Origin of the sequence: Promicromonospora sp. AC04 (assembly GCF_003058225.1) — a bacterium.
Lineage (GTDB): Bacteria > Actinomycetota > Actinomycetes > Actinomycetales > Cellulomonadaceae > Promicromonospora.
Window position 1 is genome coordinate 97224 of sequence record NZ_QBUG01000006.1, and the last position, 24497, is coordinate 121720.

The following is a 24497-nucleotide window of genomic DNA, read 5'->3' on the forward strand; positions in this document are numbered from 1 at the left end:
GCCCACCGGCTGTCGGCGACCTACCCGGCGGCGTGCATCAGCGTGGTGAAGCCGAGCTGGTCGAAGCCGCCGCCGTTGCCGTAGTCCCCGCCCCCGCCGTCGGCCCGGATGCTCGCGGCCATCCGCCGGGTCCAGGGCGCCGAGAGGCCCTTGCGCCCGGCGTAGTGGCCGAGCACGAGGTCCCACACGGGCCGGACGTGGCCTCGTCCGGCGGCGCTGACGACCGTCTGCGTGCCCCATCCGACGTGCGCGGCGTTGGTGTTGGGGCCGGACTGCCACGCGTACTCCGTGAACGGGACGTCGTAGCCGAGGTTGTACTTGGCGACGTACTCGGCGGCCTTGAGGAACCGGTTGTTGTCGTAGCCGTAGCAGTCGACGCCCTGGTGCCAGGCCATCTCGCAGAAGGTCGCCATGAGGCCGATGCCCATGACGGTGTGCCCCTGGTCGCGGCCGGCCTCCTGCCACTGAGCGAGGCCCTCGCGCTGGTAGACGACGGGAACGGCGTTCTTGATGGACCCGTTGCCCTCGCCGTTCCTGAAGTAGTCGATGGCCCGGTTCACCAGGTCCTTGCGGTCGGTGAAGGCGCCGATGGCCAGGATCGAGCACATGTTGCACAGGTCCCAGTTGGCCCAGTAGTTCATGATCACCGCGTTGTTGTGGTAGGTCAGGAACTCCTCGTTCATCGGGTAGAAGATCCCGAGCAGCATCTTCTGGAAGCGCGCCAGGTCGAAGTCCGGGTGGTCGCGCACGAGCTCGCCCGCGTTCGCCCACTGGTAGCCGTAGATCCCGGAGGCGAGGTAGCGGTCGGCGTTGCCGCCCAGGGAGCGCAGGGTGCCCGACCAGGCGTTGAGGATGGCCACGGCGGTGTCGCCGTGCGCCTTCTCGCCGGTGAGGCGCCAGCGCAGGGCGTTCTGGTAGGCGGCGTGGATGTCGATGTACATCTGGGCGACGTTGTCGCCGACGCCGCCGCGGATCACGTCCTGCAGGGGGCGGGGCGACCAGTCGGCGTGGGACCGGCCGTTGGCGGCCAGCCGGTCCCAGCCCGATGCCCAGGGCTGGGCGCCGGCGGCGACCCGGCCGGCTGTGCGCTCGAGGTCGGACGCGGAGTGCAGCAGGCCGGGCCGGGTCGGGTCCACGGGCTCCGGCGTCGGCGAGGGTGTCGCTGACGGCGAGGCGGACGGCGAGGGAGCGGCCGACGGGGAGGCCGACGGCGATGGGGAGGCCGACACCGAGGCCGACGGCGACGCGGACGCCGAGGCGCTCGGGGACCTGCCCGGTACAGGGTGGCCGGCCGGGACGGCCGAGCCGTCCGCTCCCGCGAGCGTCCCGGTCCCGTCCGGTCGCGCCGCCCACGCGTACCAGGCGGCGAACGGGACGGCGACGGCAGTGCCGGCGAGGATCGCCCGGCGGGTGACCTTGCGTGGCGACGAGAGCGGTTCGCGGGCGTGGCCCGGTCGCGGACCGGTCGTGTCCTTCTGGGGCATGTTGGATCCGTTCGGTCGAGGCTGGGGGCTCGATTTCGGGAGAACGTTATCAGGACAATTCACCCGGGGGGTTCGTCCGCCTGATGGGTGACCGGGCGCCGACGACGGCCGCGCCGGCCGCGCCCCGGCCTGTCGGGGGCGGTGGACTTGGCGCGCGTATGACCCTATCGTTGGCATGCCAACGAATGGCGACGACGCCACCAGGAGGAGCGACCATGCAGGAGATGGACGGCACGGCGGACACCGCGGAGCTCAAGCAGCTCTACGCCGACTTCGACACCCACAACCTGTCCCCGTTGTGGACCCAGCGCGACGACCTCATGCCCTTCACGCCTTCGCCGAAGGCGGTGCCGCACGTGTGGGAGTGGTCCACGCTGTTCGGTCTCGCCGAGCGGTCGGGCGAGCTCGTGCCCGTGGGGCGCGGGGGCGAGCGGCGGGCGATCGGCCTGGCCAACCCCGGGCTCCCCGGCACGGCCTACGCGACGCCGACCCTCTGGTGCGCGATCCAGTACCTCGGCGGGTTCGAGACCGCGCCCGAGCACCGGCACAGCCAGAACGCCTTCCGGTTCGTCGTCGAGGGCGAGGGCGTCTGGACGGTCGTCAACGGCGACCCCGTCGCGATGCGCCGCGGCGACCTCCTGCTCACGCCGGGATGGAACTTCCACGGCCACCACAACGACACCGACCGGCCGATGGCGTGGATCGACGGCCTCGACGTGCCGTTCTCGCACTACGCCGACGTCGGCTTCTTCGAGTTCGGCTCGGAGCGCGTCACCGACGAGGCGTCCCCGGACGTCTCCCGCTCCGAGCGGCTCTGGGCCCATCCCGGCCTGCGCCCGCTCAGCGGCCTCGAGGACACCACGAGCTCGCCGCTCGCCGCGTACCGCTGGGAGCACACCGACCGGGCCCTGACCGAGCAGCTCGCGCTGGAGGACGCCGGGCACCCGGCGACCGTCGGGCAGGGTCATGCCGCCATCCGCTACGTCAACCCGACCACCGGCGGCGACGTGATGCCGACCCTGCGCTGCGAGTTCCACCGGCTCCGCGCCGGCGCCTCCACGCCGGTCACGCACGAGGTCGGGTCCTCGGTGTGGCAGGTGTTCGAGGGCGAGGGCACCGTCGTGCTCGGCGAGAGAGAGCACCGGCTGCACACCGGAGACCTGTTCGCCGTGCCGAGCTGGGTCCCGTGGTCGCTGCACGCGGACAGCCAGTTCGACCTGTTCCGGTTCAACGACGGCCCGATCGTCGACCGCCTGCACTTCACGCGCACCTACCGCCCCGGCCAGCGAAACGAGGACCTCGCATGAGGCTCGCCACCCTCCGTCTCGGCGAGAGCACCGCCGCCGTCCGCGTCGATGAGCGGGTCGCGGTCGAGATACCGGGCCACGCCGACGTCGGCCGCCTGCTCCAGGACCCGCAGTGGGCCTCGGTCGCACGTTCCGCTGACGGCCCGGCGCACGACCTCGCCGGCCTCGACCCGCAGGCCTGGGCGCAGCCGGTGCTGCGCCCGGCCAAGATCGTCTGCATCGGGCTCAACTACCGCAACCACATCCGGGAGATGGGGCGCGAGCTGCCCGAGCACCCCACGCTCTTCGCCAAGTTCCCCGAGGCGCTGATCGGCCCGTACGACCCCGTCGTCCTGCCGGCGCACGCCGCGGACGCCGTCGACTGGGAGGGCGAGGTGGCCGTCGTCGTCGGCCGGACCGCGCGCCGGCTCACCGTGGCGGAGGCCGCGGACGCCATCGCCGGCTACGCCGTGCTCAACGACGTGACGATGCGCGACTTCCAGTACCGCACCCCGCAGTGGCTGCAGGGCAAGACGTTCGAGGCGACGACGCCGTTCGGCCCCTGGCTGACGACGCTCGACGCCGTCGAGCCGGGGGGCGAGCTGGTGACGGAGGTCGACGGCGAACCGGTGCAGCGCACACCGATCGACGACATGGTCTTCGGCCCCGCTGCGCTCGTGGCCTACATCTCGCAGATCGTCACGCTCCACCCCGGCGACGTCATCGCCACCGGGACGCCGGGCGGCGTCGGCCACGCCCGGAAGCCCCCGCGCTACCTCGCGCCCGGGCAGGAGCTGGTCACGTCCGTCACCGGGCTCGGCACCCTGCGCAACGCCGTCGTCAAGGAGGGCTGAGCCATGCCGGCTCGCACCGACCAGGCCACCGATCCGCGGCTCCTTGCGGGCCTGCTGCTCGCCCGCCGTGGGCAGGCGTACTTCTCCCGCAAGCTCAACGAGCTCCGCAACGACCGGCTGGACGCGCCGTCGCTGGTGGCCGGCTGGACGCGTCGGCACGTCGTCGCGCACGTCGGACTGAACGCCCGTGCGCTCACCCGGCTCACCGAGTGGGCGGCCACGGGCGTCGAGACGCCGATGTACGCCTCGCCCACCCAGCGCGACGAGGAGATCGAGTTCGCCGCGACGCTCCCCGCCCGGGCGCTGCGCAACCTCTGCGCCCATGCAGCTGTGCACCTGGACGTGGAGTGGCGGGACCTGCCCGAGGAGGCGTGGCGCGCACCGGTGCGCACGGCGCTCGGCCGCGTCGTGCCGGCCTCCGAGACCGTCTGGATGCGGACGCGGGAGGTGTGGGTGCACGCCGTCGACCTCGACAACGGCGGCTCGTTCGACGACTTCCCGCCCGAGCTGCTCGACGCGCTGCTCGCCGACGTCGTCGGTGCGTGGCGGCGCCGCCTGGGCCCGGACGGCCTGCCGGCGCTCGTGCTCGAACCCGTCGACCGCGAGGTCACCTACGCGTTGGCGCCGGACGGGACGGCGCCGGACTGGACGGTGCCGGACGGGACGGTGCCGGACGGGACGGTGCCCAACGGGACGGTGACGGTGCGCGGGACCGCGGCGGACCTGACGCGGTGGGCGACGGGCCGGGGGTCACGCGGCCTGGTCACGTCCGATGGCGCGCCCGTGCCCGAGCCGCCGCGCTGGCTGTGATGATCGGTACATGACTCAGCGAAGCGAGGTCGCCGCGACCCGGCCCGACCGGCCCGACGGGCCCGACCGGCCCGAGCGGGCCGACGACGTCGGCGGCCGGCAGTCCCTCTACCTGCCCGAGCACGTCGGCTTCCTCATCCGGCGTGCTCAGCAGGTGCACCTGGCGGTGTGGGCCGAGGAGGCGGGGCAGGGGCTGAGCAACGTCCAGTTCGGCGTGCTCAACGTGCTGCACCGGACCGGCGGCGCCAGCCAGCGTGAGCTGTGCGACGCGCTCGACCTGGACCGCTCGACCGTCGCGGGCCTGGTCGCCCGGCTCGAGGCCAGGGGGCTGGTCGAGCGGGCCAGGGCGGCCGCGGACCGCCGCCGCAACCTCGTCCGGCTCACCGAGGCGGGCGGCGCCGAGCTGCGCCGGCTCGTGCCGCACGCGGCCCAGGTGGACGCCTCGCTCACCGCCGGCCTCACGGAGCAGGAGCAGACCACCCTGCGCCGCCTCCTCACCAGAATCCTGGACACCCACGGCCACCACGCGCCCGCCACCTGACTCCCGTTGACCATGCGGTTGCTACCGGTACCGGCCGGTGATCCGGCAGCAACCGCGTGGTCAGCTGGTTGGGCGGGGAAGCGGCGTCCGGGCGCCGCGTTTGGCGTGCTGGATCTGCTCGTGGACGTGCGTGCGCAGCTCGGTGAACCGGGGCAGGGCGCGGGTGGAGATCTGGTCGCGTGCGGCCGGCAGGTCGACGGCCAGGTCCTCCTGGACCACCGTCGGCGAGCTCGACAGCACCAGCACCCGCTCGCCCAGGTACACCGACTCGTCGATGTCGTGGGTGACGAAGATGACGGTGACCCCCAGGTCCTGCCACACGCGCCGGACCAGGTCCTCCAGGTCGGCGCGGGTCTGCGCGTCGACGGCCGCGAACGGCTCGTCCATGACGAGCACCTCCGGCTGGTACGCGATGGCCCGGGCGATCGCCACCCGCTGCTGCATGCCACCGGACAGCTGCCACGGGAACGACGCGAGGGCCTGGCCCAGCCCGACCTCCTCGAGAGCCGCCCGGACGGCCTGCTCCCGCTCGTCGCGCGGTACCCCGCGCGCCTTGAGCGGCAGGCCCACGTTGTCCCGCACGCTGAGCCACGGGTACAGGCTGCGTCCGTACTCCTGGAAGACGACGGCCATCTTCTCGGGCGGCGCGAGCACGGCCTGCCCGTCGAGCAGCACCGACCCGGTCGTCGGGCTGAGCAGCCCCGACAGGCACTTGAGCAGCGTCGTCTTACCGCAGCCCGAGGGGCCGACGATGCAGACCAGCTCGCCCGCCCGGACGTCGAAGCTGATGGACCGGATCGCCTCGACCTCGCCCGTTCCCACCGGGTAGGTCTTGCCGAGGTCCCGTACGGACAGTGTTCCCGTGTCAGCCACGTGCCACCTCTCTCATGCCGTGGTACCAGTGCAGGACGCGCCGTTCGGCGATCCCGTAGAGCGTCGCCACCGCGACGCCGATGAGCCCGAGCAGCACGATGCCGCTCCACATCTGGGCGATCATGAAGCTGCGCTGGAAGTAGACGATCCGGTAACCGAGCCCCGACGACGACGCGAACATCTCCGAGATCACCATGAGGATCAGCCCGATCGACAGGCACAGGCGGATGCCGGCCATGATCTGCGGGCTCGCGGCAGGCAGCACCACGTAGCGCAGCGACAGCGCACCCCGGACGCGGTAGGAGCGGGACGTCTCGGTGAGCACCGTGTCGACGCCGCGCACCCCCTCGACGGTGTTGAGCAGCACGGGCCACACGCAGCCCGAGACGATGACGGCGATCCGCATCGAGTCCCCGACGCCGAGCATCAGCATGAGCACAGGTACCAGCACGACGGGCGGGACCGCGCGGAAGAACTCGAACAGCGGCTCCAGCAGGTCCCGCAGCCACCGGGTCGTGCCGATCGCGGTGCCGGCGACGACTCCGATGACTATCGACAGCAGCACGCCGACCGCGAACCGGCCCAGGCTCGGCAGCACGTCGGTCGTGAACGCCGGGCCGAACCAGGTGGCGGCGAAGGCGTTCGCGATGGTCCCCGGCGGCGGGAAGTAGATCGAGGCCGACCGGTCCGTGGCCAGGGCCCAGGCCAGCAGCGCGAGCGCGGGCAGCCCGGCCGCGTACCCGACGGCGCGCAGCGCCCCTGCTACAGGCCGGAGCCGGGTCCGCGTCATCGTGCCTCCTCCCTGCGCACCGAGGGGTGCCAGTGCAGCAGACGCCGCTCGACCCTGCGGGTCGCGAGGTTGACGAGGATGCCGAGCCCGCCCGTGACCAGCACCAGCGCGTAGAGGCCCGGCGCGTCCGGGGCGGACCGGTAGAGCTCGATCTGCCGTCCGAGGCCCGGGTTGCCGATCACCAGCTCGGCCGTGATGGTCAGGACCAGGCCACCGACGCGGCGAGCCGGAACCCGGTGATCACGTACGGCAGGGCCGTCGGCAGCACGAGGTGGCGCAGCCGGTCGAGCCGGCCGAGCCCGTAGCTGCGGGCGGTGTCCCGGGCGACCGGGTCGACGTCGGCGACGCCGTGCAGCACCTGGACGAATACCTGCCAGAACGGCGCGTACACGACCACCATGAGCGCGGCCTCCCGGGACAGCCCGGCGACGAGCACGGCGAGCGGGATGATCGCTACCGAGGGGATCGGCCGCAGGAACTCCACGCTGCTGTGCGTGGCCCGCTCGAGGAACGGTACGAGCCCGACGACGGCCCCCAGCGCGATCGCGGCGACGACGGCGATCCCCAGCCCGGCCGACCACGTGATGACCGTGTCGCCCAGGGTGACCCAGAAGTCCGGCGTGGTGAGCTCACGGCCGAGCCGGAGGAGCGTCGTCGAGGCGGTCGGCAGGTAGGTGCGGCTGACCACCTCCAAGAGGGCAACGACCTCCCAGGCGAGCAGGAACCCGCCGATCCCCACCAGGCCGAGCGCCCGCCGCCGTCCCGCCGGCGCCCGTCGCGCCGGCCGGGACACCGCGGTGCGGGATCGGGCGATGGATCCGGTCAGCGATGCCATCATTCGGCGAGGATCGCGTCGACGTCCGGGGCTTCCTGGAAGTATTCGTACTGGACTCCCAGGTCGGCCAGCGCCTCGATGGTGGCCGCGTCGACCGCCGTGGTGAAGCGCGGCAGCGGCAGGTTCGCCGCGGCCTCCGCGGGGATCTCGAGGTTGTCGACGAGCGACTGGCGGACGGCGTCGTCGTTCTCCTCGGCCCAGGTGAACGCGTCGGCCAGCGCCGCCCGGACGTCGGCGACCAGCTCGGGGTCCTGCTCGACGGTCTGGGTGGTCGTCTGGACCACGAGGGTGGGCAGCCCGGGGATGACCGCCTGATAGGGGTAGACGACCTTGGTGCCGCCCGCTCCGGTGATCATGGAGACGAAGGGCTCCGGGACCCACGCGGCGTCGATGTTCCCGGCCTCCAGCTGGGCCGCCGCGTCGGGGAAGGCCACCTCGACGAACTCGATGGCCGCGGGGTCCCCGCCGTCCTGTTCGACGGCGGCCCGGATGGTGAGGTCTCCCGCCGCGCCGAGGGAGTTGACCGCGACCTTCGCGCCCGCGAGGTCGGCCGGCCGGACGATGTCCGAACCCGCGCCCGCGACCACGGCGTTGATGTCGTCGCCGTCGGGGTAGCTCTCGGCGTACCCGGCCACGATCGCGACCGGCAGCCCCTGCTCGGTCGCCCGCAGGGCGCCGAACGGCTGCCCGATCATGAGGTCGACGTCGCCGTTGATCAGCGCGGGCATCGCCTGAGCGCCGCCCTGGATCGGCTGGACGGTCACGTCGAGCCCGTGCTCGGCGAACACGCCGGCGTCGACGGCGGCCCACAGCGGCGCGGTCTCGCTGATGGTCAGCGCGCCGATCGTCACTGCCCGGGTGCCGTCCTGGGTGGTCTCGCCGGGATCTGCGGCGTCAGCGCCGCAGGCGGCCAGGCCCAGGCCCAGCAGGACCGTGCAGGCGGCCAGAACGACGGAACGTCGTCGGCTCATGAGGGTTCCCCAATTCGTCGTTGAATCGTGAGGCTGCGAGAAATGCATGACACTTGCGCGTACAGAGTGCAGCCAACATGTCATGCATGTCAACGGCCTCGGCTCTTCACTCCTGTCCGGAGCACCTCTGGAATACTCCAGGGCATGTCAGCACCTCAGGGCGGCGGGGAACGTGTCGCGGCGGGCCGGGCGTCGCGCCGCCCCGAGCAGCTGCTCCTCGCGTTCCTCGGGGAGTTCGTGCTCGACGCCGATGTCGAGCGCGTTCCCTCCGCGGTGCTCATCGGGCTGCTCGCCGAGCTCGGCGTCGGCGACGCCGCGACGCGCGCCACTCTCGCCCGCATGAGCCGCCGGGGCCTGCTCGAGAAGGTCCGCTCGGGCCGGGAGGTGGCCTACGGCCTCGCTCCGGCCGGCGAGTCCGTGCTCCGCGAGGCGCGGGGCCGCGTGCTCGCGGACGAGCCCTTCGCGCCCGTCGGCAAGGGGTGGACCCTCGTGACGTTCTCCGTGCCCGAGAGCCAGCGGGACGCGCGCCACCGGGTACGGGCAGCCCTGACCTGGGCGGGCTTCGGCCTGCTGCGCGACGGACTGTGGATCGCCCCCGGCGACGTCGATGTCGCTTCCGCGCTCCGCCCGCTCGACGGCGACCTCGCCGACGTCGAGCTGTCCGCGTTCCGCGCGTACGAGATCGAGGGCTTCTCGGCGACGCGGGCGGTCCGCTCGGCCTGGCGGCTCGACGAGATCGCCGCCCACCACCGCGAGTTCCTCGAGACCTGGGCCGATGTCGAGGGCTCGTCCGACCCGCTGCGGGACATGACGGCCCTGGGGGCCGACTGGCTCGCGCTCCTGCGCGCCGACCCGCGGCTGCCCGCCGAGCACCTCTCGGCCGACTGGCCGTCCGGCCGCTCTGCGGCCACTTTCCGGCGTTTGCGCGGGGCGTTCGTCGGCGCGGCGCGGGCCGGTCTCACGGGCCTGCTGGGCCGGTCGGTGGTGTCGTCGGCCGGCTGACATTCGACTTTCTCATGACGGGCGTCACGAAACTGCTTGACGTCGTGCGGGTCGGTGGGGCACGATCGAAGCCTCGCCGACGGTCGGCCGCCTGAACCTCGCCTGAGGCTCGGGAGTCGACCGAGGCCCGCCCACGAGGATGTGAGCAGTGGACCAGCCGACCCCGAACAACCATCTGAGCCGAGCGAACTACGCGACCATCTGGGAGTCCGTGGCTCGCGCGGTGCCCGACCGGGCCGCCGTCATCGCGGACGGCCGCAGCATGACCTACCGCGAGCTGGACGACGCAGCGGCCCGGGTCGCCGGCACGTTGCGCGCCGAGGGCCTCGGCGCGGGGTCGCGCGTCGCGATCTTCATGTACAACCGCGTCGAGTACCTCGTCACCGTGTACGCGGCGTACAAGATCGGGGCGATCCCGGTCAACATCAACTTCCGCTACCAGGGCCGCGAGCTCGCCGACCTGCTGCGCGCGTCGCGCGCCGCGGCCCTCGTGCACCCGACGAGCCTCGGGCGGCACGTGCGCGACGCCGCCCCCCACGTCCCGCTGCCGGCCCTCGTGCTCGCCGTGCCCGACGACGACGGCCCCACCGCGCCCGGCCGGCCGTTCGCCACCGCGCTGGACGCCGAGCCGCTCGCCCCGCGGTCGCTGTCCCCGGACCACCAGATCTTCATGTTCACCGGCGGCACCACGGGTACGCCCAAGGCCGTCGTCTGGACGCACGGGAATCTGTTCGACAGCCAGCTCTTCTCGATCTACGGTTCCCTGCCCGTCGTCGTCCCCAAGGACCTCGACGAGGTGACGCGCATCGCCGCGCGCACGGACCTCCCGCCGACCGTGACCCTGCCGCTGACCCCCCTCATGCACGCCCTTGCGCTGTTCAACGTGATGAACGCGCTGGTCCTCGGCGGGTGCGTGATCTTCCTGCCGTCGGTGAGCCACGACCCGCTGGCCGCTGCCCGGACCATCCACGAGATGCGGGTGACGCGGCTGATCGTGGCGGGCAACGCCGTCGTCGGCCCGCTCGTCGACGCGCTCGACTCGCCCGAGGGCGCCGGACTTTCCGTGACCAGCCTGACCACCGTGCTCAGCTCCGGCATGGCGTGGTCCGACGACCTCAAGCTGCGGCTCATCGGCCACGCCCCCCGGGCGACGCTGATCGACATCTTCGGCTCGAGCGAGGGCGGGCCGTTCGCCTACGGGGTGGTCCGCGGACCCCAGGACATCCCGTGCCACCCGCGGCTGGCCCCCGGCACCGTCGTGTTCGACGCCGAGATGCGTGAGGTCCAGGACGTCCCGGGAGCGACCGGCGTCCTGGCCTACCGCGGGCAGATGCCGCTCGGCTACGACGACGACCCGGTGCGGACCGCCGAGGCGTACCCCACGATCAACGGCGTCCGGTACGTGATGCCGGGAGACCACGTGCGGGTCCTCGGCGACGGGCTGGTCGAGCTGCTCGGCCGCGGGTCGGCGGTGGTCAACACCGGCGGGGAGAAGGTCTTCACCGGCGAGGTCGAGACGGTCCTGACAGCGATCCCCGGTGTGACCGACGCCGTCGTCTTCGGCACGCCCGACCCGCGGTGGGGAGAGGTAGTCACCGCGTACGTCGTCACCGCTCCCGGCGCGTCGCTCACCGTGGAGCAGGTCCAGGAGGAGGTCGGGCGGCGGCTCGCCGGCTACAAGAAGCCGCGCAAGGTGTTCTTCGTCGACGCCCTGGACCGCAGCCCGAGCGGAAAGCTCAACATGCGCGCTCTGCGCACCCACGTCCCCGAGCTAGAGACAGGTCAGCACACATGAGGTTCCGCGACGCGTACATCCCCTTCGGCCTGAGCTGGACCTCGCCGTTCGCCAAGTGGCAGGGCCCCCTGGCGGAGGTGAACAGCCTCGACCTGGCCGTCGACGTCACCGGCCGGGCGCTGGAGGCCCGCGGCCTGCCGCCCGAGGAGATCACCGAGTGGACGCTCGGCTGCACCGTGCCCCAGCAGTACGGGTTCTACGGCGTGACCCTCGTGTCCCGGCGCCTGGGCGCGGGCCGGTACGGCGGACCGTGGCTCTCGCGGGCCTGCGCGACGTCGGCGGTGGTCGTGGAGCACCTGGCCACCCAGGTCGAGCTCGGCGCGCACGCCACGACGATCGGCGTCATCACCGACCGGACCAGCAACGGCCCGCTGATGCTCTACTCCAGCCAGCGCAGCACCGGCGGCGCCCCGCTGGCCGAGCACTGGGTGCTCGATCCCATGAAGCTCGACCCGACCACCGGCCAGAGCATGAACGACACAGCGGAGAACACCGCCGTCGACGGCGGCTACACGCGCGAGCAGGTCGACGAGGTGACGCTGATGCGCTACGAGCAGTACCTGAGTTCGCTCGCCGACGACCGCGCCGTCCAGCGGCAGTACATGGTGCCCGTGCGCCTCCCGCGTACCAAGGGCGGGAGGGGCGGTAAGGACGGAGCCGACTGGGTCGAGGAGGACCACGGCGTCTTCCCGACCACCGCCGAGGGGCTGGCCAAGCTGTCAGCCGTCAGGCCCGGGGGAGTGGTCACCTACGGGTCGCAGACCCACCCGGCCGACGGCTGCGCCGGCGTCGTCGTCGCGACGGGCGACCGGGCCCGGGAGCTCGGGCAGGACGGCGTCACCGCGCAGATCCTGGCCACCGGGTTCGGCCGCGCCGAGCCCGCATACATGCCCAAGGCGCCTGTCGAAGCCGCACGCGTGGCCCTGGCGGACGCCGGGATCGAGATGTCCGACGTCGATGTGGTCACCACGCACAACCCGTTCTCGGTGAACGATCTCTGGTTCTCGGACCAGATGGGCTACCCGCTCGAGCGGATGAACCCCTACGGGTCCTCGCTGGTCTACGGCCACCCGCAGGGACCGACCGGCGCCCGGGCGATCACCGAGCTCGTCCACGCCCTGCACGCGCGCGGCGGCGGCACCGGTCTGTTCACGGGCTGCGCGGCCGGCGACTCCGCCGGGGCCGTCGTGGTCCGCGTCGACGGATAGCCCGCCCCGACTCTGCCCAGCTCCGAAAACCTCAGCCCACCCGACCCTCCTCACGAACCAACGACCTCGATTGCGAGCGAGCCGATGACCCCAGTACCCACACCGCCCGAGACGGCGACAGCCCCCACGAGAGTGGCCCTGGCCGACCTGCCCCAGCACGTCGGGACGGTGTTCGGCCCGTCGTCGTGGCGCACCGTCAGCCAGGAGGAGGTCAACGACTTCGCCGACCTCACCGCCGACCACAACCCCATCCACGTCGACGCCGAGGCCGCCGCGCGGTCTCCCTTCGGCGGCACCATCGTGCACGGCTACTTCACGCTGAGCCTCCTCGTCCCGCTCATGGCCGAGATCTTCGAGGTCACGGGCGTGGCGACCGGCATCAACTACGGGCTGGACCGCCTGCGCTTCCCGGCTCCGGTGCCCGTCGGCGCGCGGGTCCGGGTGCAGTCCACGCTCCGCGAGGTCACCGATGTGCCCGGCGGGTACCAGACGGTGTTCGAGAACGTCGTCGAGGTCGAGGGCCAGGCGAAGCCCGGCGTCGTCGCCGTGATGGTCCTGAGGTTCCTCGGATGAGCGGGCACATCGACCTGACCGGGAAGGTCGCGATCGTCACCGGCAGCGGGCAGGGCCTCGGGCTGGCCTACGCGACGGCGCTCGCCGCGGCCGGCGCGAAGGTCGTGGTGAACGACGTCGACGGCGGCGCCGCCGAGCGTGCCGTGCGGGCGATCACCGACGCCGGCGGCGCGGCGGTCGCCGTCGTCGCCCCCGTGGGCCCGACCAGCACCGCCGACCTGCTCGTGCGGACCGCGGTCGAGGAGTTCGGGCGGCTCGACGTGCTCGTGGCGAACGCCGGGGTGATCCGCGACCGGGTGCTGTGGAAGATGACCGACGACGACTTCGACGTCGTCGTCGGCACGCACCTGCGGGGCACGTTCACCACGGTGCGTGCGGCCGCGACCCGCCTGCGGGAGCAGGGCGAGGGAGGCCGGATCGTCGTGGTCGGGTCCCCGGCCGGGCAGCACGGCAACTTCGGGCAGACGAGCTACGCGGCGGCCAAGGCCGGCGTCGTCGCGATGGCCCGCACCTGGTCGCTGGAGCTGGCGCGCGCACAGGTGACGGTGAACGTGGTGATCCCGACGGCGATCACCGCGATGACCGCGACCATCCCCGTCTACAAGGAGGTCGCCGAGGCGTACCAGCGTGGCGAGCCCCTGCCGCGCGTGGTGCGCCGGGAGCATGCGCTCGGCGGTCCGGAGGACGTGGCGCCGCTGGTGGTGTGGCTCGCCTCGGACCGCAGCGCGGGCGTCACGGGGCAGGCGATCGGCGTCGGCGGCGACAAGCTGTCGCTGTACTCGTACTCCGAGGAGCTCGCGGTCACCTACCGGGAGGGCGGCTGGTCGGCCGAGGCGATCGCCGACGCCTGGCCGTCCACCTTCGCCCCGGCCGGGCAGACGAGCGGTATCACGCTGCCTCCGCTGGAGACCGATGCCCTCGCACCGTGAGCCGGTCCGGGTCGAGTTCGCCGACACGGACGCGGGCGGCCGGATCCATCACACCGCCGCCCTGCGCTGGGCCGAGCGGGCGGAGCACCAGCTGCTCCGCTCGCTCGGCTGGCCCGAGCTGACCCGGTTCCCGCGCCGCCGGCTCCAGGTGGACTTCCTGGCCCCGCTGCGGTTCGGCGACGAGGTGGTGGTCGAGATCGCGGCCTCGGCGGTCGGCCGGACGTCGGTCAGCTACGCCTGGCGGGTGCTGAAGGACGGCACGAGCTGCATCGAGGGTTCGACCACCTGCGTCCACGTGGACGACGCCGGCCTGCCGTGCGCGGTGCCGCCGGAGCTGCGGGCGGCGCTCAGCTGCTGACCGGGCCGCGCTCGGCCGCGTGGTCGGCGAGCTCGGGTGCGTGCCGGGCGATGACCTCGCGCACGCGCGCCGAGGCCGCGACGCCGAGCCGCTCGTAGGTGTCCAGGAAGAGCTCGCGGGCCCGCGGCCGAGGCCACCCCGTCGGCAGGAGCGACGCCGGCAGGTCGGGGTCGAGGCCCGGGAACGCGCGCCAGGCGTCCATCAGCTCGGTGCGCCGGACGAGGGCGTCCACCGGGTCGATCGCGCCCCGCCCGAGCGCGGCGTGAGTCGGCTCCCAGTCGTCGACGAACGCCTGGTAAAGCGCGGCCAGGCCCTCGAGGTCCCATGCGCTCTGCGGGGGCACGGTCGCGGGCAGGTCGGGTGCCGTGGCCACGAAGGCGGTGGCCGCCGTGACCCCGAGCTCGACCAGCTCGGCGAGCGCCTCGGCGTGATGTTCGTGGGGTGAGACCCACAGCGCGTCGTAGAGCGGTGCGAAGCCGAGCCAGCGCAGGCGCGTGCGCAGCGCCTCGCGGGCTGCTCGGTTGGCCTCAGGCACGGAGAACGCGACGACGCTCCAGCGGCCGTCCCAGGGCTCGCCGTCGTCGGCGCCGAAGCTGAAGATCCGGGCGGCGCCGTCGCTCAGCACCGTCTGGGCGCGCGGCGTGAGCTCGTGGAAGGTGTTCCGGCCGGAGCGAGTGCTGGCGAGCAGGCCGTGCTTGACCATGCGGCTCAGCGCGGCTCGGGCGGCGACGTCGCTGACCCCGAAGTCGGCCAGCAGCTCGACCAGGGCGGCCGACGGCAGCGGTTCGGCGCGTCCCCACCAGTAGTCGCCCAGCAGGGTCAGCAGCAGGCTCGGCGGCGAGCCCTGGCGGGTGCGGGGCAGGCGGGGGTGTTCTCCGGCGGCTTTGGTCGCCTTTGTCATAGGTCGCCTTCCTCTGGTCGAAGATCAACAGCCCGATCGATACTTGACATACCTTACTCCGACCGCCGATGGTTGTGTCACGTTACCGAAGGAGCAACTGACGATGAGGTTAGCCAGCACCGTCGACGCCCGCCTGCACGCCGTCGTCCAGGACCGTCTCGTCGACCTGACCGATGCCCTGGGAATTGCCGGGCCCGGACCGGGCGGTCCGCTGCTCGCGTACCTGGAGCGCGGCGGCACCCTGGCCGAGCTCGCCGCCCTGGACCTGGACGGGCTGCCGAGCCGCCCGCTGGACGGCACCCGGCTCGCGGCGCCGATCGCCCGCCCGGGCAAGGTCGTCGGCGCACCGGTCAACTACCTGGACCACAAGGCCGAGATGGGCGAGCAGAAGACCATCGCCGAGTACGGCGTGTTCCTCAAGGCGAGCTCCTCGGTCATCGGGCCCTCCGATGCGATCCGGCTGCCGTACAGCGACGTGCGGACCGACCAGGAGGGCGAGCTGGCCGTCGTCATCGGACGGACGGCCAGCCGCGTGGACGCCGCCGACGCGCTCGACCACGTGCTCGGCTACGCCCCGACCCTGGACATCACCGTGCGGTCCACCGAGGACCGTTCGACGCGCAAGTCGTTCGACACGTTCACCCCGTTCGGCCCGTGGATCACCACGGCCGACGAGGTGGGCGACCCCGGCGACCTGGAGCTGCGCTGCTGGGTGGGCGGGGAGCTGCGCCAGCAGGTGCTGACCAAGGAGCTGATCTTCGACGTCGCGCAGCTCGTCGCGTACGCCAGCCACGTCATGACCCTGTACCCCGGGGACGTCATCGCGACGGGCACCCCCGCGGGGGTCGGCCCGATCGCCGCGGGACAACGCGTGGTGGTCGAGATCGACCGGCTCGGCCGGCTCGACGTCCCGGTGACCGCCGACGGGGCCATCCCCTACGGCAGCCGCCCGGGTGCACGATGACGGCGACCTGGGCCGGCGACGGGCCCGTGGACCCGTCCGCGCCGTCGGCGCAACCGCTGGAGGCCCTGTTCCGGCCGCGCAGCATCGCCGTCGTCGGCGCCTCGGCCAGCCCCGACAAGGCCGGGTACGCCATGATGCAGGCGCTCGACGGCTTTGCCGGCGAGCTGCACCCGGTCAACCCCCGCGGCGGCACCATCCTCGGCCGCGCCGCCGTGGCCGGCCTCGGTGAGCTGCCCGGCCCGGTGGACCTCGCCGTCCTCGTGGTCCCGCCGCAGGTCGTCCCGCGCGCGATCGAAGAGGCGGCGGCAGCGGGGGTGCGGGCCGCCGTCGTGTGCGCCGGCGGCTTCGCCGAGAGCGGCCCCGAGGGCGTTGAGCTGCAGGAGCAGGCCCTTGAGGCGGCGCGGCGCGGCGGCATCCGGCTCCTCGGCCCGAACACGTCCGGCTTCATGAACCCGGTCGACGGCGTGTCCGCAAACTTCATGCCCGCCGCCGCCGCGCTGCGGCCCGGCACGGTGGGGGTCGTCGCGCAGTCCGGCGGCGTCAACCTCGCGATCGCGTTCCTCCTGGAGCGTGCGGGCATCGGCCTGCGCCTCGGCGTCGGTCTGGGCAATGCGGCCGACGTCGGCTTCCCGGACCTGCTGGACTTCTTCGCGGACGACGACGCCACCACCGCCGTCGGCCTGCACGTCGAGGGCATAGCCGACGGCGCCGAGGTCGTCGCGGCCCTGCGCCGCGTCACGGCCCGCAAGCCCGTGGTCGCCTTCAAGGTCGGGCGCTCCGACGTCGGCGACTTCGCCAGGTCGCACACCGGCTCGCTCACCGGCTCCTACGAGCTGACCCGCGCCGCGCTCGCGCAGGCGGGAGCGGTAGTCGTCGACGGGCTCGACGAGATGGTGGCCGCCCTCCAGGCCCTCCGCTCCGTGCGGCTGCCCGCGGCACCCCGGTCCGCGACCGGCGTCGCGGTGCTCACCGGCCAGGCCGGGCCCGGCCTCGTCGTCGCCGACGCGCTCGGCGCCCGGGGCGTCCGGGTCCCCGAGCTGGCACCCGCGACCCTCGACCGGCTCGGGGAGCTCCTGCCGCCGCTGACCTACCAGCGCAACCCGGTCGACACCGGGCGGCCCTCGGCCACCTTCCCCGCCGTGCTGCGCCTCGTCGCCGCCGAACCCGGGATCGACGCCGTCGGCGTGTACGCGCTCGACGAGCCCGGCGTCCTGGACCCCGTGAGCGCAGTCGAGGGCGCGGTCGGCCGGGTGCTCTACGCCACCGGGGGACCCGCCGCCGTCGTCGAGGAGCACCGGGCGCGGCTGGAGAAGCTCGGCGTGCCGCTCTACGCCAGCCCCGGCGACCTCGCGATCGGGCTCGCCGCCCTGGTCAGCGACGCCGCCGCCCGCGCGGTACCCGACGCGCCGCCCGTCGCCGCCACGCGGACCGTCGGGCGCGACCTGGACGAGGACGAGGCAAAGACGCTCTTCGAGGCCAACGGCCTGCGCACCATGCGCCGGCGCGCGGCCGCGGACCGGGCCTCCGCCCACGACGCCCTGGACGAGCTCGGCGGACCGGAGAACCCGGTGGTCGTCAAGGTCCTCGACGCCGCGGTGCTGCACAAGTCCGACGTCGGCGGGGTGCACGTCGGGGTCCGCGGCCACGCGGAGCTGGACGCGGCCGTCGACGCGATCGACACGATCGACGGGACCTCCCCACGGCGTTACCTCGTCGAAGAGCAGGCGCCCGGCGGCACCGAGCTCATCGTCGGCGGGGTCCGCGACGCCGTCTTCGGGCCCGTCGTCCTGCTCGGCCTCGGCGGCGTAGGGGTCGAGCTCGGCAACGAACCCGTCCTGCGCCTCGCACCCCTGTCCGCCGAGCGCGCCGCCGAGATGGTCGACGCGCTGCCCGCCGCGGTGCTCGACGGCTTCCGGGGCGCGCCGCCAGTGGACCGCGCCGCGCTCGCGACCACCCTGCTCGCCGTGAGCGACGTGCTCACGCAGCACCACGACATCACCGAGATCGATCTCAACCCGGTACGGGTCACCGCCCGCGGACCGGTCGTCCTGGACGCCGTCGTCGTCCGGACCCCAGGAGAGGAGAACCATGTCCAGCACGCCTGAGACCGACGGGGTCCGGGAGCGCGAGACGCTCGTCGTCGGCGCGGGGCCGGTCGGCCTGACCGCCGCCCTGGCGTTGCGGTCGTTCGGCCGTCCGGTGACCGTCCTGGAGGCCGGGCCGGACGGGCGGCAGCGGCCGGGCAGCCGCGCGATCTTCACGCACAGCCAGACACTCCAGATCCTCGACCGGCTCAGCCCCGGGCTCGGCGCTCAGCTGTACGAGCACGGCGTCTACTGGAACACCCAGCGCACGTTCTACGAGGGCAAGGAGGTCTACGCCAAGACCTACCCCGACCCCGCGCCGGGCACGTACCCGCACTTCACGAGCCTGCCGCAGGTGCAGACCGAGCGGTACCTCTACGAGCGGGCGGTCGCCGCCGGCGTCGAGTTCGCCTGGGAGCAGGAGGTCGACGAGCTCGTCGCCGACGACGACGGCGTGCGGCTCACCACCCTGGGCGGCGACCGCTGGCAGGCCAAGTACGTGATCGCAGCGGACGGCTCGCGCTCGGCCGTGCGCAAGCAGATCGGCGCCCGGATGGAGGGCGGACGCGACGACGGCTGGTACATCGTCGTGGACGTCGACGAGATCGACCGGCCCACGCTGCCCCAGGAGCGGCACTTCCACTACGCCCACCCCGCGGTCCAGGGCCGCAACGTCCTCGTCGTGCCGTTCGCGGGCGGGTACCGCGTCGACCTGCAGCTGGTCGACGGCGACGACGCGGAGAAGTTCGCCTCGCCCGACGGCGTGCGCATCTGGCTCGACGCGGTGCTCCCGCCCGGGTACGGGGAGCGCACCTCGTGGGTCTCGACCTACCAGTTCCTCCAGCTCGTCGCGCACGACTTCGCCGATCCCGCCCGCCGGGTGCTGCTCGTCGGGGAAGCGGCCCACCTCTTCGCGCCGTTCGGCGCGCGAGGCCTCAACTCGGGCGTGCCCGACGCCGAGGCGGCCGCGTCCGCCGTCGTCCTGGCGCTCGCGGCGGGCACCCGGGAGTCGGCGCGTACGGCGGTGGAGTCGTTCGCCCTCGCCCGCCGCTCCGCCGCGCTGTTCAACCGGGACGCCGCGGGGGAGGCGCTGGCGCACCTGCGCCCTTCGCCCGAGCGGGCCGGCGAGGTCCGGGCGGCCGCCGAGCAAGCCCCGCAGAACGAGGCGGCGTCCAGCTGGCTCGAGAAGGCGCCCTACGGACCACGCGGTGTGCACACGGCGCAGACCGTCTACCGGTACTGAAAGGTTGGTCGTCATGTCTCTCCTCGGCAACGTGCACGTGGCCTCCGTGGTCGCGCTCGGAATGCAGCGGCTGTCCACCGTCGGCCTCCGGCTGGCATCGCGCGGCAAGCCGACGCCGTTCCCCGAGTGCCGCGCGCAGATCGACGAGGTCAGCGTCCCGACCTCGGTCGGACCGGCCACGGCGTTCGTCTACCGCCCCCTCGACCGGGCCGACGACCTGCCGGTGCACGTCAACTTCCACGGCGGCGGGTACGTCATGCGGGACGCGGCGCTCGACGACCCGCTCTGCCGGTACCTCGCCGCCGAGGCCGGGGTGGTCGTCGTCAACGTCGACTACGCCGTCGCGCCGCAGCACAGGTTCCCCGCACCGGCGCACCAGGCCTACGAGGTGGTGCGGTGGGTCGCCAACCACGGGGGCGACCACGGCTGGGACGGGACACGGCTCACGGTCGGCGGCCAGAGCGCGGGCGGCGCGCTCGCGGCGGCCGCGGCGCGCCAGGCCCTCGAGCGGGGCGATCCCCGCATCGCGCTCCAGGTCATCCACTACGCACCCCTGGATCTGGTCACCCATGCCCGGGACAAGGAGTCGGTCGGCCCCAACCCGCTGATCAAGCCCTGGATGGGCGACGTGTTCGACAACGCCTACATCCCGGACCCGGCGATGCGCTCGGACCGCCTCGCCTCGCCGGGCAACGCCGCCGACGTCGCCGACCTGACCGGCATCGCGCCCGCGGTGGTCGTGACCTGCGAGCTGGACCGGCTCCGTGGTGACGGCGCGGCCTACGCGCGGCGGCTGCGCGACGCCGGAGCCCTGGTCACCCACGTGGACGTCCCGGGCGTCGACCACGCCTACGACATGACCGACATCGAAACGGCCCGGCGCACGTACGCGCTGATCGCCGAGCACCTCAGAGAAGTTTCTCAACGATGAGAGGACCGTCATGACCATCACCGACAACCCCGCAGAAGTTGCCAGCGGCGTGCACTTTCCCCCCGGACGGCTGTTCGTCGGTGGCGAGTGGCGCGAGGCAGCCGACGGCGGACGACGCGACGTGATCAGCCCGGCGACGGGCCGGGTGATCTCGTCGGTGGCCTGGGCCGGGACGACCGACGTCGACGCGGCCGTCGCCGCCGCGCGCGAGTCGTTCGACTCCGGCGTCTGGTCGCGGCTGAGCGGCCGCGAGCGGTCGCGCGTCCTGCTCAAGGCCGTCGAGATCCTTCGTGAGCGCCGTGAGGAGCTCGCGCAGCTGGAGAGCCACGACGTCGGCAAGCCGATCACGTTCGCGCGGATCGTCGACGTCGAGCACGCGATCCTGCAGTTCGAGTACGCGGCGAGCCTCGGCCAGCACCTGGACGGCTCGGTCCGGGAGATCCCGGCCAACGCCCATGCATACATCCGCAAGGAGCCGATCGGCGTCGTCGCCGCGATCACGCCCTTCAACTTTCCGCTGATCCTGTCCTCGACCAAGATCGCCCCGGCGCTCGTCGCCGGGAACTCAGTGGTCCACAAGCCGGCGAGCGACACCCCGCTCAGCGCGCTGTTCATGGCCCAGGTGCTCAAGGACGCCGGCGTCCCGGACGGCGTCTTCAACGTCGTCACGGGCTCCGGCGCGAGCCTGGGGGACCACCTCGTCGGCCACCCGCAGGTCGACAAGGTCGCGTTCACCGGGTCGACGGAGGTGGGTGCACACGCCGCGGCGCTCGCCTCGCGCACCCTCAAGCCGTTCACGGCGGAGCTCGGCGGCAACGCGGCCAACATCCTGTTCGCCGACGCCGACCTCGACAAGGCGATCGGCACCGTGATCGGCGCGTTCGTCTTCAACGCCGGCCAGTTCTGCATGGCCGGGCCGCGTCTGCTCGTCGAGCGGCCGATCTACGACACCGTGCTGGGCATCCTGGGCCAGGCGGTCCCCGGCGTGCCCTTCGGCGACATCACCGACGACGCCACCGTCGTCGGACCGCTCGCCAGCCAGAAGCAGCTCGACAAGGTCACGGCCCTGGTCGAGTCCGCGCGCCGCGACGGCGCGCAGGTGGTGTGCGGCGGCGAGCAGGCCGACCTGGGCGGCGGGTTCTACTACCGGCCGACGGTCCTGGCCGGCCTGTCGTCGGACGCGGAGTGCGTCCGCGAGGAGGTGTTCGGGCCGGTCCTCACGGTCCAGCCCTTCGACACCGAGGACGAGGCCGTAGCGATGGCGAACGGCACGGCCTACGGCCTGGCCTCCGGCATCCAGAGCTCGGACATCGCGCGTATCCACCGCGTGGCCAAGCGGCTCGACGCCGGGATCTGCTGGGTCAACGGTTGGGCCGTGCTCGACCCGGCGGTCCCCTTCGGCGGGGTCAAGGCGTCGGGGTGGGGCCGGGAGTACGGCCCTGAGGCGCTGGCGTCCTACCAGCGCACCAAGTCCATCGTCATCGACCTCGGGGAGGACCCGGCATGAGCACCACCACCAGGGCCGCGGTCCTCACCGCGCCCCAGACGCCGTTCACCGTGCGGGACGTCGAGCTCGCCGAGCTGCGTGCGCACGAGGTCCTCGTGCGGATGGTCGCCACCGGCGTGTGCCACACCGATCTGGGCGTGTGGGCCGGCGGCATCCCGTTCCCGCTGCCCGGGGTCATCGGCCACGAGGGCGCCGGGGTGGTGGAGCAGGTCGGCCCGGCGGTGACCACTGTCGCCCCGGGGGACCAGGTGGTGCTGAGCTACACGTCCTGCGGCGACTGCCCGGCGTGCCTGGACGGCCACCCGGCCTACTGCGCCACCTGGCTGCCCCGGAACCTCTTCGACGGGGCGCGCGAGGACGGGACGGCGACGCTCTCGATCGACGGCGCTCCCATCGGCGGGCACTTCTTCGCCCAGTCGTCGTTCGCCGAGCACGCGATCGCCGAGGAGCGCAACGTCGTCGTCGTGGATGCCGACGCCGACCTCGCAGGTCTCGCCCCGCTCGGGTGCGGGGTGATGACGGGCTTCGGATCGGTGTGGAACGCGCTGGACGTCCAGCCCGGTGCGCGGGTCGCGGTGTTCGGGGCGGGCGCGGTCGGCCTGTCGGGAGTGGTGGCCGCGGCCCTGCGCGAGCCGGGCCTGCTCATCGCCGTCGACGTCGTGCCGGAGCGGCTCGAGCTGGCGGCCGAGCTCGGCGCCACGCACACGATCAACGGCCGGGACGAGGACGTGGCCGCGCGCATCGCGGAGTTCACCGCCGGCGCCGGCCTGACCCACGCCTTCGACACCACCGGGGTGCCCGCAGTGGCGCGGTCCGCGATCGACGCCCTCGGCGCACGGGGCCACCTGGTCACCTGCGGCGCTCCGCCGCCCGGGACGGAGATCCCCGTGGACTTCCAGGGCATCCTCCCCGGCAAGTCGGTCAGCGGCGTGACGATGGGCGACGCCGACCCGAAGGTCCTCGTCCCGCAACTCGTCGAGCTCGTGGCCGCCGGCCGGCTACCGCTCGGGCGGCTCGTCAAGCAGTACAAGCTGTCCGAGCTCGACGCGGCCTTCGCCGACATGCACCACGGCACCACTGTCAAGCCGGTCATCGTGCACTGATCCGTTGCCCCTCGCTGCGGCCGGCAGCAGCGAGGGGTCCGGTCCTCAGACCTCCACCGGGACCGGGTAGACCTCGGTGGCCGGGTGGCCGGTGCGCTCGTGGATGCGCTTGACCGCCTCCGCGTCGGGCGCCTCCGAGACGCACCAGACCATCCCGGAGTCGGGGTCGCCCCATGCCTTCTGGAAGTCGACACCTTCGTCGCCCTGGATGTCGAGGTCCGCCTGATGTGCGGCTTTGAGTGCTTCGGGGGTGATGCCGTGCATCCCGTGGTGAACGTCCATGAACTTGGGCATGGCGAGAACCTCCTGGTTCGTTTCCGGCGCCGCCGTTGGCGCCGGCTACCTCTGTTCTACACCGATCAGGCCGATGACGATCGTCGGCCGGCGTCCGAACCGGGGCTCGGGTCGCGGCGGGAAGCCGCCGGCGCCGGGATCTCGCCCGACCCCCGCACGACGAGGCGGGTGGGCACGACTACCTGGCGCGCCGGGCTGGTGTCGCCGTCGAGGTGCGCGAAGAGGCGCTCGGCGGCGAGCCGCCCGATGCGGTCGGGGTCCTGCGCGATAGTCGTGATGGCGGGCTTGATCAGGTCGCTGGTCTCGACGTCGTCGAACCCGACCACCGCGACTTCGCGCTCGCGGCCGAGCTGCTGGAGGGCCCGGACCGTCCCGATGGTGATCAGGTTCTGGCTGGAGAAGATGGCGGTCGGCGGGTCGGGGAGGGTGAGGAGGCGGCGGACGACGGCGGTGGCGGTCACGTCGTCGTGCAGGCCGAGCACGATCAGGGCCGGGTCGGCGTCGATCCCGGCCGCCGCGAGCTCGGAGAGGTACCCCTCCCGCCTCAGGCGCGCCGTCTCGATCCGCTCGAGGTCGCCGAGGAAGGCGATCCGGCGGTGCCCGAACGACACGAGATGGCGCACCGCGTCACGGGCGCCCTCGACGTTCGCCGTCACCACGCAGTCCGTCTCGATGCCGTGCGGCGCCCGGTCGACGCACACGAGCGGCGTCCCGCGGTCCGCGTGCACGCGCAGGTAGGACTGGTCGTCGCGCACCGGGGTGACGATGAACCCGTCGACCCTGCGCCGGGCCAGTGCTGTCACCGCCCGCAGCTCGGCGTCGGGATCGTCCTCCAGGCTCGCGGCGAGGACCGCGTACCCGTACTCGGTGGCGACGCGTTCGATCGCGCGGTGGACCTGCGCCGCGAACGGGTTGGCGACGCTGGAGACCAGGAGACCGAGCGTCCGGGTGCGGCCGTCGGCACGGCGCAGGTTGCCGGCGTGGACGTCGGGCTCGTAGAGGAGGTCCGTCGCGGCGCGGCGCACGCGCTCGGCGGTCGCGGGGGAGACGTTGGGCTCGCCGTTGACCACCCGGGAGACCGTCTTGATGCCGACCCCGGCGAGCTGCGCCACGTCGCGCATGGTGGGCCGTCGCTGGCGAGGCGACGGCGGGGAATCGTCT

General features: G+C 73.1%; 25 protein-coding genes. 16 read left to right on the plus strand and 9 right to left on the minus strand.

The window, feature by feature from the left end; translation table 11 throughout:
- Positions 1-20: 20 nt before the first annotated feature.
- Entirely contained in the window at positions 21-1484 is a 1464-nt protein-coding gene (locus tag C8K30_RS16730; RefSeq protein WP_199230538.1) for an alginate lyase family protein, read from the minus strand.
- Between the two features lie 215 nt (positions 1485-1699).
- Between C8K30_RS16730 and C8K30_RS16735 the strand changes: the two genes are divergently transcribed.
- The 4 genes from C8K30_RS16735 to C8K30_RS16750 are packed head-to-tail and all read left to right on the plus strand — an operon-like array spanning position 1700 to position 4975.
- The gene (locus tag C8K30_RS16735; protein ID WP_108494052.1) at positions 1700-2791 is read left to right on the plus strand and encodes a cupin domain-containing protein; all 1092 of its coding nucleotides are present in this window, start codon (positions 1700-1702) and stop codon (positions 2789-2791) included.
- Positions 2788-3624: a fumarylacetoacetate hydrolase family protein gene (locus C8K30_RS16740; RefSeq protein WP_108494053.1), complete on the plus strand. Its 837-nt coding sequence runs from the start codon at positions 2788-2790 to the stop codon at positions 3622-3624. Before C8K30_RS16735 ends, C8K30_RS16740 begins: the two co-directional genes overlap by 4 nt.
- A gap of 3 nt (positions 3625-3627) precedes the next feature.
- Complete coding sequence (locus tag C8K30_RS16745; protein ID WP_108494054.1) at positions 3628-4434, plus strand: maleylpyruvate isomerase family mycothiol-dependent enzyme; 807 nt, start codon at positions 3628-3630, stop codon at positions 4432-4434.
- A gap of 10 nt (positions 4435-4444) precedes the next feature.
- Positions 4445-4975, plus strand: a complete 531-nt coding sequence (locus C8K30_RS16750) for a MarR family winged helix-turn-helix transcriptional regulator (protein WP_108494055.1) — start codon at positions 4445-4447, stop codon at positions 4973-4975.
- A gap of 60 nt (positions 4976-5035) precedes the next feature.
- On the opposite strand, the gene C8K30_RS16755 is transcribed toward C8K30_RS16750, so the two are convergent.
- From C8K30_RS16755 to C8K30_RS16770, 5 genes are read right to left on the minus strand one after another with little or no spacing between them, the layout of a single operon-like run.
- Entirely contained in the window at positions 5036-5848 is an 813-nt protein-coding gene (locus C8K30_RS16755) for an ABC transporter ATP-binding protein (protein WP_108494056.1), read from the minus strand.
- Positions 5841-6638: an ABC transporter permease gene (locus C8K30_RS16760; RefSeq protein ID WP_108494057.1), complete on the minus strand. Its 798-nt coding sequence runs from the start codon at positions 6636-6638 to the stop codon at positions 5841-5843. The genes C8K30_RS16755 and C8K30_RS16760 overlap by 8 nt, the downstream gene beginning before the upstream one ends.
- Positions 6635-6820 (minus strand): hypothetical protein, encoded by a 186-nt coding sequence (locus tag C8K30_RS31300; RefSeq protein WP_233257226.1) that lies wholly within the window; start codon positions 6818-6820, stop codon positions 6635-6637. The genes C8K30_RS16760 and C8K30_RS31300 overlap by 4 nt, the downstream gene beginning before the upstream one ends.
- A gap of 17 nt (positions 6821-6837) precedes the next feature.
- Positions 6838-7476 carry an ABC transporter permease gene (locus C8K30_RS16765; protein ID WP_233257227.1) on the minus strand — a complete coding sequence of 213 codons (639 nt, stop codon included), beginning with the start codon at positions 7474-7476 and terminating at the stop codon, positions 6838-6840.
- The gene (locus tag C8K30_RS16770) at positions 7473-8444 is read right to left on the minus strand and encodes an ABC transporter substrate-binding protein (RefSeq protein WP_108494058.1); all 972 of its coding nucleotides are present in this window, start codon (positions 8442-8444) and stop codon (positions 7473-7475) included. Before C8K30_RS16770 ends, C8K30_RS16765 begins: the two co-directional genes overlap by 4 nt.
- A gap of 144 nt (positions 8445-8588) precedes the next feature.
- On the opposite strand from C8K30_RS16770, the gene C8K30_RS16775 reads away from it, so the two are divergent.
- The 6 genes from C8K30_RS16775 (at position 8589) to C8K30_RS16800 (ending at position 14309) form a co-directional block, all read left to right on the plus strand.
- Complete coding sequence (locus C8K30_RS16775) at positions 8589-9446, plus strand: PaaX family transcriptional regulator C-terminal domain-containing protein (RefSeq protein ID WP_158281036.1); 858 nt, start codon at positions 8589-8591, stop codon at positions 9444-9446.
- 148 nt (positions 9447-9594) lie between these two features.
- Positions 9595-11241 carry an AMP-binding protein gene (locus C8K30_RS16780; RefSeq protein WP_108494060.1) on the plus strand — a complete coding sequence of 549 codons (1647 nt, stop codon included), beginning with the start codon at positions 9595-9597 and terminating at the stop codon, positions 11239-11241.
- Positions 11238-12449 carry a thiolase family protein gene (locus tag C8K30_RS16785; RefSeq protein ID WP_108494061.1) on the plus strand — a complete coding sequence of 404 codons (1212 nt, stop codon included), beginning with the start codon at positions 11238-11240 and terminating at the stop codon, positions 12447-12449. The genes C8K30_RS16780 and C8K30_RS16785 overlap by 4 nt, the downstream gene beginning before the upstream one ends.
- Before the next feature lie 84 nt (positions 12450-12533).
- Entirely contained in the window at positions 12534-13022 is a 489-nt protein-coding gene (locus C8K30_RS16790) for a MaoC family dehydratase (protein WP_108494062.1), read from the plus strand.
- An 8-nt stretch (positions 13023-13030) separates the two neighbouring features.
- Positions 13031-13951, plus strand: coding sequence for an SDR family NAD(P)-dependent oxidoreductase (locus C8K30_RS16795; protein ID WP_199230558.1), 921 nt, complete (start codon positions 13031-13033; stop codon positions 13949-13951).
- A complete protein-coding gene (locus C8K30_RS16800; protein ID WP_108494064.1) occupies positions 13935-14309 on the plus strand; it encodes a thioesterase family protein in 375 nt (124 codons plus the stop codon). The genes C8K30_RS16795 and C8K30_RS16800 overlap by 17 nt, the downstream gene beginning before the upstream one ends.
- On the opposite strand, the gene C8K30_RS16805 is transcribed toward C8K30_RS16800, so the two are convergent.
- The gene (locus C8K30_RS16805; RefSeq protein ID WP_108494065.1) at positions 14299-15210 is read right to left on the minus strand and encodes a PaaX family transcriptional regulator C-terminal domain-containing protein; all 912 of its coding nucleotides are present in this window, start codon (positions 15208-15210) and stop codon (positions 14299-14301) included. The two genes, C8K30_RS16800 and C8K30_RS16805, sit on opposite strands and share 11 nt — an antisense overlap.
- A gap of 103 nt (positions 15211-15313) precedes the next feature.
- Between C8K30_RS16805 and C8K30_RS16810 the strand changes: the two genes are divergently transcribed.
- The 6 genes from C8K30_RS16810 to C8K30_RS16835 are packed head-to-tail and all read left to right on the plus strand — an operon-like array spanning position 15314 to position 23042.
- Positions 15314-16174 (plus strand): fumarylacetoacetate hydrolase family protein, encoded by an 861-nt coding sequence (locus tag C8K30_RS16810; RefSeq protein WP_108494066.1) that lies wholly within the window; start codon positions 15314-15316, stop codon positions 16172-16174.
- The gene (locus C8K30_RS16815; RefSeq protein WP_108494067.1) at positions 16171-18279 is read left to right on the plus strand and encodes an acetate--CoA ligase family protein; all 2109 of its coding nucleotides are present in this window, start codon (positions 16171-16173) and stop codon (positions 18277-18279) included. The genes C8K30_RS16810 and C8K30_RS16815 overlap by 4 nt, the downstream gene beginning before the upstream one ends.
- Positions 18263-19501 (plus strand): FAD-dependent monooxygenase, encoded by a 1239-nt coding sequence (locus C8K30_RS16820; protein ID WP_108494068.1) that lies wholly within the window; start codon positions 18263-18265, stop codon positions 19499-19501. Before C8K30_RS16815 ends, C8K30_RS16820 begins: the two co-directional genes overlap by 17 nt.
- 13 nt (positions 19502-19514) lie before the next feature.
- Positions 19515-20432: an alpha/beta hydrolase fold domain-containing protein gene (locus C8K30_RS16825; RefSeq protein ID WP_108494069.1), complete on the plus strand. Its 918-nt coding sequence runs from the start codon at positions 19515-19517 to the stop codon at positions 20430-20432.
- 10 nt (positions 20433-20442) lie between these two features.
- Positions 20443-21939 carry an aldehyde dehydrogenase gene (locus tag C8K30_RS16830; RefSeq protein ID WP_108494070.1) on the plus strand — a complete coding sequence of 499 codons (1497 nt, stop codon included), beginning with the start codon at positions 20443-20445 and terminating at the stop codon, positions 21937-21939.
- Complete coding sequence (locus C8K30_RS16835) at positions 21936-23042, plus strand: NAD(P)-dependent alcohol dehydrogenase (protein WP_108494071.1); 1107 nt, start codon at positions 21936-21938, stop codon at positions 23040-23042. The genes C8K30_RS16830 and C8K30_RS16835 overlap by 4 nt, the downstream gene beginning before the upstream one ends.
- 45 nt (positions 23043-23087) lie before the next feature.
- On the opposite strand, the gene C8K30_RS16840 is transcribed toward C8K30_RS16835, so the two are convergent.
- Together C8K30_RS16840 and C8K30_RS16845 are read right to left on the minus strand one after the other, a co-directional pair.
- Complete coding sequence (locus C8K30_RS16840) at positions 23088-23336, minus strand: SCO4226 family nickel-binding protein (protein ID WP_108494072.1); 249 nt, start codon at positions 23334-23336, stop codon at positions 23088-23090.
- Positions 23337-23401: 65 nt separating this feature from the next.
- A complete protein-coding gene (locus tag C8K30_RS16845) occupies positions 23402-24457 on the minus strand; it encodes a LacI family DNA-binding transcriptional regulator (RefSeq protein WP_199230559.1) in 1056 nt (351 codons plus the stop codon).
- Between the last annotated feature and the right edge of the window lie 40 nt (positions 24458-24497).

What these genes read in the sequence shown, in the direction of transcription:
- C8K30_RS16830 (WP_108494070.1), top strand. Translation starts at nt 20,443, where the DNA reads ATGACCATCACCGACAACCCCGCAGAAGTTGCCAGCGGCGTGCACTTT.
- C8K30_RS16740 (WP_108494053.1), top strand. Translation starts at nt 2,788, where the DNA reads ATGAGGCTCGCCACCCTCCGTCTCGGCGAGAGCACCGCCGCCGTCCGC.
- C8K30_RS16810 (WP_108494066.1), top strand. Translation starts at nt 15,314, where the DNA reads ATGAGGTTAGCCAGCACCGTCGACGCCCGCCTGCACGCCGTCGTCCAG.
- C8K30_RS16845 (WP_199230559.1), bottom strand. Translation starts at nt 24,457, where the DNA reads ATGCGCGACGTGGCGCAGCTCGCCGGGGTCGGCATCAAGACGGTCTCC.
- C8K30_RS16825 (WP_108494069.1), top strand. Translation starts at nt 19,515, where the DNA reads ATGTCTCTCCTCGGCAACGTGCACGTGGCCTCCGTGGTCGCGCTCGGA.
- C8K30_RS16775 (WP_158281036.1), top strand. Translation starts at nt 8,589, where the DNA reads ATGTCAGCACCTCAGGGCGGCGGGGAACGTGTCGCGGCGGGCCGGGCG.
- C8K30_RS16765 (WP_233257227.1), bottom strand. Translation starts at nt 7,476, where the DNA reads ATGATGGCATCGCTGACCGGATCCATCGCCCGATCCCGCACCGCGGTG.
- C8K30_RS16770 (WP_108494058.1), bottom strand. Translation starts at nt 8,444, where the DNA reads ATGAGCCGACGACGTTCCGTCGTTCTGGCCGCCTGCACGGTCCTGCTG.
- C8K30_RS16800 (WP_108494064.1), top strand. Translation starts at nt 13,935, where the DNA reads ATGCCCTCGCACCGTGAGCCGGTCCGGGTCGAGTTCGCCGACACGGAC.
- C8K30_RS16760 (WP_108494057.1), bottom strand. Translation starts at nt 6,638, where the DNA reads ATGACGCGGACCCGGCTCCGGCCTGTAGCAGGGGCGCTGCGCGCCGTC.
- C8K30_RS16790 (WP_108494062.1), top strand. Translation starts at nt 12,534, where the DNA reads ATGACCCCAGTACCCACACCGCCCGAGACGGCGACAGCCCCCACGAGA.
- C8K30_RS16820 (WP_108494068.1), top strand. Translation starts at nt 18,263, where the DNA reads ATGTCCAGCACGCCTGAGACCGACGGGGTCCGGGAGCGCGAGACGCTC.
- C8K30_RS16815 (WP_108494067.1), top strand. Translation starts at nt 16,171, where the DNA reads ATGACGGCGACCTGGGCCGGCGACGGGCCCGTGGACCCGTCCGCGCCG.
- C8K30_RS16805 (WP_108494065.1), bottom strand. Translation starts at nt 15,210, where the DNA reads ATGACAAAGGCGACCAAAGCCGCCGGAGAACACCCCCGCCTGCCCCGC.
- C8K30_RS16750 (WP_108494055.1), top strand. Translation starts at nt 4,445, where the DNA reads ATGACTCAGCGAAGCGAGGTCGCCGCGACCCGGCCCGACCGGCCCGAC.
- C8K30_RS16735 (WP_108494052.1), top strand. Translation starts at nt 1,700, where the DNA reads ATGCAGGAGATGGACGGCACGGCGGACACCGCGGAGCTCAAGCAGCTC.
- C8K30_RS16785 (WP_108494061.1), top strand. Translation starts at nt 11,238, where the DNA reads ATGAGGTTCCGCGACGCGTACATCCCCTTCGGCCTGAGCTGGACCTCG.
- C8K30_RS16835 (WP_108494071.1), top strand. Translation starts at nt 21,936, where the DNA reads ATGAGCACCACCACCAGGGCCGCGGTCCTCACCGCGCCCCAGACGCCG.
- C8K30_RS16730 (WP_199230538.1), bottom strand. Translation starts at nt 1,484, where the DNA reads ATGCCCCAGAAGGACACGACCGGTCCGCGACCGGGCCACGCCCGCGAA.
- C8K30_RS16745 (WP_108494054.1), top strand. Translation starts at nt 3,628, where the DNA reads ATGCCGGCTCGCACCGACCAGGCCACCGATCCGCGGCTCCTTGCGGGC.
- C8K30_RS16840 (WP_108494072.1), bottom strand. Translation starts at nt 23,336, where the DNA reads ATGCCCAAGTTCATGGACGTTCACCACGGGATGCACGGCATCACCCCC.